Source organism: Clostridium sp. CAG:43 (assembly GCF_000434655.1).
In the GTDB taxonomy this organism is placed as follows: domain Bacteria; phylum Bacillota; class Clostridia; order Lachnospirales; family Lachnospiraceae; genus Otoolea; species Otoolea fessa.
This window is the reverse complement of sequence record NZ_FR895107.1, coordinates 2,752-10,561: the sequence shown is the minus strand read 5'-3', so window position 1 is coordinate 10,561 and position 7,810 is coordinate 2,752. Positions and strand designations below refer to the sequence as shown.

The following is a 7,810-nucleotide window of genomic DNA, read 5'->3' as shown; positions in this document are numbered from 1 at the left end:
TGCCGCCCGTCTCCAGCCAGCCGGTCTGCATCAGACCATTGTCCGCCATGAAATACCAGCTTCCATCGACCGCACGCCAGCCCGTCGCCTGTTCGCCGGATGCGTCAAAGTAACGCCAGCCGCCGTCCAGCGTCTTCCAGCCGGTAATCATATGACCGTCCGCCTCCAAATAATACTTTTTGCCCGAAAGCTCCAGCCATCCTGTAGACGGATTGCCCGCCGCATTCATATAGTACCAATTCTGACCATCGTTGATCCACGCCGCTTTCTGCATCACATGGTTCTGATAATAGTAACGGTTTCCCGCGATCGTCCGCCAGGTATTGCCCGGAATGATCTGCGTATAATCTTTATACAGATAATCAATATCCACATTGCCGTTCACGCCCTTGACCGAACCGGTGTTGGACGCCTGCCACATCGAGGTCTTTGAATATGTATACTTCTGCTGGTATTTTGCCACCCATATATCATACGAAATCTTCGACATATCGATCTTATTGGCAATCCAGTATTCATTTGCATAGACCATCGGATAATATCCTGCATCCTGAATCCGCTTACAGAACGCGTTGATCACGTCGCTGACCTGAGACTGCGTCAGGGTTCCCAGCGTATTAGCATCCTCGGCATCAAAGACAACCGGGAAGGAGATAGGATAATCCTTGATAAGATTCAGGACAAAATCCGCCTCCTGCTGCGCCATTTCGACCGAAGTCGCATACGAATAAATGTACGCGCCCAGCCGCAACCCTGCCTGGCTCGCATTTGCCGCGTTCATAGCGAAAAACGGATCCACATTACCGCGGAACCGGGTTGCCAGCATCGCAAACTGTACATTATCCGATGCCACCTGGCTCCAATTTACATTCTGCTGCCAGTAAGACACATCCCCGCCGCGCGCAATCGCACCGATCCCCTCATTCTCCGTCACCCGGTACACGCCAAGCCCCGATGTGACCGCGCTCACACTCCCATTAGAAACAGAAGTCGAACCGCCAGAGCTGCCTGTACTTCCCGAATTGGAGCTGCCCGAACCGCCGCCCGGCCCCGCATTCGAGGATGACGATGTAAGAGAAGAATCTCCCGCCGGTCCTGCCAGCGCTGTCATCGGCTGAAAGCACAGCGCTGCTGCCAGCATGCCAGCCGCTGCCCGTGAAAGCACACGCGCGCGCCCCATCCTTTTTTTGTTCACTCTATTCCGATTCATGCCAAAAAACCTCCTTGATTATCCTTTTATCCCTGTTGTCTGTTCACCATTTATATACATTTCCCCGCCTGATCCGGTGGGGCATATGCGAAACAAATATGGTTCATCTACACACTGTGTAACCAACAGCAAAACTTTTCCTATTATGACCTAGTTTAACAGATACTCCCCATCCACTTCAATAGAGAAACTTTAAATAAAATCTGTCAAATTTATTACAGAATGCTTCCCTTTCTTCTAAAAGAATGAAGCCGTCCACGCCAAAAACAGGATTTTCAAGCAGAAAAACACAATAATGCCGGAACAAAGCTTTCCCCCGTTCCGGCATTCCATTTTTGCATATTCAGTTTTCCGCAAAATTCCACTTATCCTTATTCTTGCAAAGGAACTTCCGTTCTCCTGAAAGATTTTTTCCTATTTCCGATTCCGGTTCATCAGGCGGATAATATACAAAAACAGGTTGATAAAGTCCAGATACACCTGCAGCGTGGAAAATACCGATGCTTTCTGAAAAAAGTCCAGTACCAACCCATTTTGTCAATTATTTTCAAACCCATTTACAAGTTATGAAGCTCCCGCCTCTTTTTCTTCCACGGAAGCGGCACATTCCATTTTTTCAGCGCACTGAAAAAATAATAATAAATATTAAAGAGAACCGTTGTGATCGTCCAGGTCAGCGGATAGCTGAATACCACTGTCAGGATATCCGGGCGGATCGGAACAGCGATCAGGATCCAGACAACCCGCAGGACGCACACGCCCAGCGCCGTCATAATCATCGGAATCCAGCAGTCTCCCACACCGCGCAGTGCGCCGGAATAAATCTCAATACAGAGGTATGTCACAAATGCCGGCACCAGGAAGTGAAGAATCTTCATGCCGATCGCGATTACCTCCGCATCCGTTGTAAACAACAGATAAATATAGCCACCCGTCAGATACAGGATCGTGCTCAGCCCCACTGTGATAATACAGGAAATTCCCAGGCAGACGTACACGCTGCGTTTCACACGGTCCAGCCGCCCCGCGCCGTAATTTTGTCCGACAAAGGTCGTGATGGAGATCCCCAGCGCATTAATGATCATCCAGTAAGTGCTGTCGATCTTTCCATATGCAGCCCACGCCGCCACCGTGTCTGTTCCCAGTGCATTGACGCTGCTCTGGATCACGAGGTTGGAAAAGGAATACATAACCGACTGGAGTCCAGCCGGAAACCCAATCCGGATGATCCGCACCAGAATCACCGGTGTGATCCGCGTTTTCCGGATCTCAAACCGGTACGAGCCATCCGCACGCATCAGCGTTCCCAATACCAGACACGCGCTGACCACCTGGGAAAGGATCGTCGCCACCGCCGCACCACGCACGCCCATCCGAAGTCCTACTACAAACAACAGATCGAGCGCAATGTTTGTAAAACAGCTGATCACAAGGAAATAGAACGGTCTTTTGGAATCACCGATCGCCCGCAGGATTCCGGCACCCATATTATATAAGAGGTTCGCCGTGATTCCGACAAAATAAATGTGCAAATACCCGCTTGCATTGTCCATGATATCCTCCGGCGTCCCCATCAGGCGAAGCGCCGTGTCGGAAAAAAGGAGTCCGCCAACCGTCATGAGGATACCGCACAGCAGCGAAAAGGCAATCGCCGTGTGGACTGCCTCGCTGACCCGCTGACCGCGTCCCGCCCCGTAAAACTGGGCGATGATAACTGTCGCACCCGAAGAAAGTCCTACAAAAAAGCCAACCAGCAGGTTCGTAAGCATCGATGTGCTTCCGCCGACCGCCGCCAGCGCTTCCTTTCCGACAAAACGGCCTACTACCACCGCATCTGCCGTATTATAGAGCTGCTGAAAAAAGGTTCCAAATAAAATCGGGAAGAAAAATAGCAGAAGCTGTTTCCAGATCACTCCCTCTGTGATCGCATTTGCCCGGCCAATCCTCCCGGTTTGTCTGACTCCCTCTTCCCGTCTGGTATCTTTCATCCAATCCACCCCCTCTTATGTTCTTTGTCTCTGTTTCCTGTATGCATCCTGCTCACAGATATTTCACCTATAGGAATTCATATGTCTTTTCGTTATTCTTCTCCCGCAAATCCCATTTCCAACTCAATTCAGCTCCGCAATCCGCGAGATCCCCACATAGATATGAGAAATCTTGTACCAGGTAGCAAAATCGACCACGCCCGTCTGCAGAAGTCCAAACACCGACTGAAACGCCCGTACGGACGCCTCCGTTTCGGATCCGTAGATCCCGTCCGGCGTAACCCGCGGGATCGCTGTATACACAGTCGCCACCGCATCAAGCTGCTGCTGCAGCTGCCGCACCTTATCGCCGCTGGACCCCACCTTAAGCGGTTCCCCCGGATAGGAGATCGGGATTCCTGATATCTGTTCCGCAGTGTTGATGTAAATACTATTTCCATAGAAGCGCCGCAATATCTCGATCGCGCTGTATCCCTGTTCTCCCAGACTGCACGACCCCCACTGGGTCATCCAGCCCGGGCAGGACACCCGCCGCCCGTCGCAGTACTGTGTCAGAATCGGCTGCCGCACACCGGGGCGGGACAGATAGTTGTCAAAAATGTCGTCCACCACCTCTGAGATCGGCTCGAAAATATCACGCCCGTAAATCCACTTGTGATCGAATGCCGTCGAGGAAGTGATTGTAAAATCGTAGCCCTGGTTCCGATACCACTCCGTATACACCCGGTTCAGTGTAAATGACATGATCGCAAGCACATTGGCGACGATCGTGCTGCGCGGCCAGGTCGCGTAGATCTCGCTCGACGCCACGTTTTTGATATAATCCCGGTATGCCACATAGTAATCTTTTGCGGAGGCATTGGTCGGTACGCCGTCATGCACGACGATCGTCTGCGGTACCACCACGCGGCTCAGCACGATCTCGCCGCTCTCCTGCACCGGTTTTACCTCATCTTCGGCAATCTTGGGCGGATAGGAACCATATAGGGTATGATCCGGAATCTGTATATTCTCCTCCGCTCCGGTCTGATCCGGAAGCGGAATCATCCGGATCGGCTGGACTGCCGTCACGCCCGCCAGCACCTCCGTTCCCTTTACCTTTACCGGCTCATAGCCCGCTGCCCGCACTTCCACCGTATAATCCGCATACGGCTTTTCCCGGTTCTGTTCTTCCAGTGAAAGCGACACAGGAGGCGCTGCTACCGCAATCTCCTCCGTCTGCCCGGATAAATTGGTTCTAAGCACTTCCTGCGTCTGTCCGGAATCACCATAACTGACCGAAACCTCTGCTCCCTCAATTGGGAAATTATTTTCACTGTTTACCACATCGATCCGCAGATAGCCATCCTGCATTCCGGTTGTCTCACAAATTCGGACACGGTCGAAAGAATGATAGCGCATGCATCCAGCCTCGCATTTATTTTACATGGTCATTTACAGTTTATATCCAGCATCTTTTATCTATGCCGGTTTTTATCCGATTTTTTAATGTTTTGCTGCCGTATCTTCCTTATTTTTCTCCTCTAAATCGCTCTCGTCGCCTCTGCCAGCCACACCTTCTCTTCCTCCGTCATATACGGAGACAGCTTCTCATACACGCCCTTATGGTACGCGTTCAAAAGCCCGCGGTCGCGCGCTTCCATCAGCGATACGTCGATCGTGTCCAGATCGATCGGAACCCAGGTCAGATTTTCAAATTTCATGAACTGACCAAATTCATTCTTCACATCCTTCACACAGAGCATCAGATTCTCCGTCCGGATGCCAAATTTTCCTTCCAGATAAAGCCCCGGCTCATCAGAAGTAACCATACCTTCCTCCAGAACCGCATTTTCAGCGGGCGATGTGAGCAGCCTCCATCGGATGGAATTCGGGCGCTCATGCACACAGCCCAGATAGCCGACGCCATGCCCTGTTCCGTGATTGAAATCCATGCCGTTTTTCCACAGGAGTTCGCGCGCAATATAGTCCAGATTGATACCGCGGCAGCCATACATAAACTTCGCATCCAGCAGACGCAGCATCGAGCACGCCACCAGCGTACAGCAGCGTTTTTCTTCCTGCGTGATCGGTCCGACTGCGATGGTACGCGTCACATCCGTCGTTCCCTCATAATACTGTCCGCCGGAATCGACCAGATACAGCCCCTTCTTCGGTACACTACTCTTCTCTGTCTCAGACGCCGTATAATGGCACATCGCCGCGTTCGGTCCCCACGCAGAGATCGTCGTAAAGCTCATATCCAGGCAGTTTTTTTGTTCCAGGCGCAGCTTATCCAGATATTCCCCTGCGGTCCACTCGTCCAGTCCTTTTTCGCCTGCATGTTCCTTCACCCAGCGCAGGAAACGGGTCAATACCAGACCGTCCTGCACATGCACACGGCGCATATTTTCCTGTTCCACTGGATTTTTGACTGCTTTGGCCGCTGCCGTAGGATTCATCGCCTCGATCACTTTCACGCTCGCATCCAGGCACCGGAACAGACGGTAATTGAGCTTCGACTTTTCCAATAAAACTCGCTCATAGCGGAATGCGGATGCAATCTGGTATACCGCCTCATATGGCATGATCCGAACGCCCAGTCCATGCAGATAGGCACGTACTTCCTCGTTCAGCGTCTTCTCATGAATAAAGAGGAATAATTCCTGTTTTGTTACAATCAAGTAGGACAATACAACCGGCGTATGTACAATGTCATCACCCCGGATATTTAAAAGCCACGCGATATCATCAAGACTCGTCAGCAGATGCACCGTCGCCTGACGCTTTTTCATCTCCCCGCGCAGATCTGCAATCTTCTCCTCCGCCGGTTTTCCCGCATACTTCTCTTCCAGAATCCAGACCGGGTTCATCGGAAGCGCCGGGCGGTCGTCCCAGATGCTTCCAACCAGATCCTCACCCTCCGAAATGCGTACCTTTTTCCCGGACAGTGCTTTCGCGATGCGCTCGCCCTCTGCCGTATCAACCACTCTGCCGTCAAAACCCAGAACACCCTGTTCCGGCATATGTTTTTTCAAAAATTCCAGCGTCGTCGGCACGCCCTCCTGACCGGAACGGTAAAGTTCCACCCCGCTGCCGGAAAGCTCTGCTGCCGCCTGCACAAAATATCTGCCATCCGTCCAGAGACCTGCGTCCTCCATCGTAATGACCGCCGTTCCCGCCGAACCGGTAAAGCCTGTCATATATTTCCGGCATTTGAAATACCCGCTCACGTATTCCGAGCCATGGAAATCCGATGTCGGAATCAGATATGCGTCCATTCCACGCTCCGCCATCTTCTCGCGAAGCTGTTCAATTCTCGTCCGAACCTCACGTCCCATTTTTCTGCCTCCTGTTGTTTCTCTATTATCCATTTTTCAACGCATCTTTGATCGCCTCCGTAATCGCCTCACTGTACGTCGGATGCGCGCGCATCGCCGTCGAGAGCTGATATGCCGTAAGACCGTTGGCGATCGCCGTTGCCATCTCTCCGATCATGTCCGTCGCACGCGCACACATGATCTGCGCCCCGATCAGCGTGTTGGTATACGCCTCAAAAATCAGGCGCACAAAACCGCGGCTGTTTCTCGCCAGAAGCGCTTTTCCATTTTCCGTCATATATGCCACACCGCACTTGATCTTCATATTATAAAGCCGGGCGTCATTTTCCGTAAATCCAACCGTCGCAATCTCCGGTTCCGTATAAATACAGGTCGGCACAACCGGAAGCACGACATACATACCGTTCGGCACGACCGAAAGCTGCATCCGGTGTCCGCGTCCCGCCAGGTTTTCGACCAGATAAGCCGCATGGGACGCTGCCACATGGGCAAGACGTTTCCGCGCCACGGTATCGCCGATCGCATAGACATTTTCCTGCGTCGTGCGGTAGGTTCCCTTGATGAGCGGACGCCCATTTTCCAGCTGTACCTGACAATCGTCCGCCAGAACCTTCGACATATTCGGGCGTCTGCCGACTGCCACCAGCACGCGGTCCGCCGGGCTTTCCTTCCAGCCGCGCTCACAACGGTAATTGACCGACACCGTGTCATTGCCGCGATCCTTGATCTCCATGACCTGTACATTGCAGTGGACTTCAATACCCTTAGAACGCAGATTTGCTTCCATCTGCTCGGAAATCATCGGATCCATCGACTCCAGCAGACGGTTTGCCTGCTCCAAAAGCGTCACGCGGGAACCGAGCGCCGCGAAGATCGTCGCGATCTCCACACCGATGACACCGCCGCCGATGACCGTCAGACAGTCAAAATTCCAGTCATCCATCCGCAGAATATCACGGCTTGTCATAACCTGCGGCAGATCAATTCCCGGGATATCCGGAATCACAGGGCTGGAACCGGTTGCCAGAATCACATTTTTTCCTTTCAGCGTCAATGCGCCTTTGGAGGTCGTCACACGCACCACATTATCCGCATGCAGGCGCGCATCGCCGTGAATCATCTCCACCTCCGCTTTTTCTAACATTCCCTGAATCATTGAGCGGAATGATTCCACGGACTCATTTTTATAAATCTGCATCTGCCGCCAGTCAAAGCTGACCTTCTCCGCCACGATGCCAAACCGGAATGCTTTCAACATATCCCGGTAGACTGCCGTCGCCTGCAGAAGCGCC

6 protein-coding genes are annotated in these 7,810 nt (G+C 52.3%); all 6 read right to left on the bottom strand.

The features are described from left to right. On the bottom strand, window positions 1-1,210 hold a 1,210-nt coding region (locus QVO97_RS10110), incomplete at its 3' end, for a glycoside hydrolase family 25 protein (RefSeq protein WP_288189602.1). 343 nt (window positions 1,211-1,553) lie between these two features. Further along, a complete protein-coding gene (locus QVO97_RS10105) occupies window positions 1,554-1,751 on the bottom strand; it encodes a hypothetical protein (RefSeq protein WP_288189600.1) in 198 nt (65 codons plus the stop codon). 16 nt (window positions 1,752-1,767) lie between these two features. Next, the gene (locus QVO97_RS10100) at window positions 1,768-3,198 is read right to left on the bottom strand and encodes an MATE family efflux transporter (RefSeq protein ID WP_022360204.1); all 1,431 of its coding nucleotides are present in this window, start codon (window positions 3,196-3,198) and stop codon (window positions 1,768-1,770) included. A 123-nt stretch (window positions 3,199-3,321) separates the two neighbouring features. Beyond that, window positions 3,322-4,599: a peptidoglycan-binding protein gene (locus QVO97_RS10095; RefSeq protein ID WP_022360203.1), complete on the bottom strand. Its 1,278-nt coding sequence runs from the start codon at window positions 4,597-4,599 to the stop codon at window positions 3,322-3,324. 122 nt (window positions 4,600-4,721) lie between these two features. After that, window positions 4,722-6,518, bottom strand: a complete 1,797-nt coding sequence (locus QVO97_RS10090) for an aminopeptidase P family N-terminal domain-containing protein (protein WP_022360202.1) — start codon at window positions 6,516-6,518, stop codon at window positions 4,722-4,724. Between the two features lie 25 nt (window positions 6,519-6,543). Continuing rightward, on the bottom strand, window positions 6,544-7,810 hold a 1,267-nt coding region (locus QVO97_RS10085), incomplete at its 5' end, for a dihydrolipoyl dehydrogenase family protein (protein WP_288189598.1).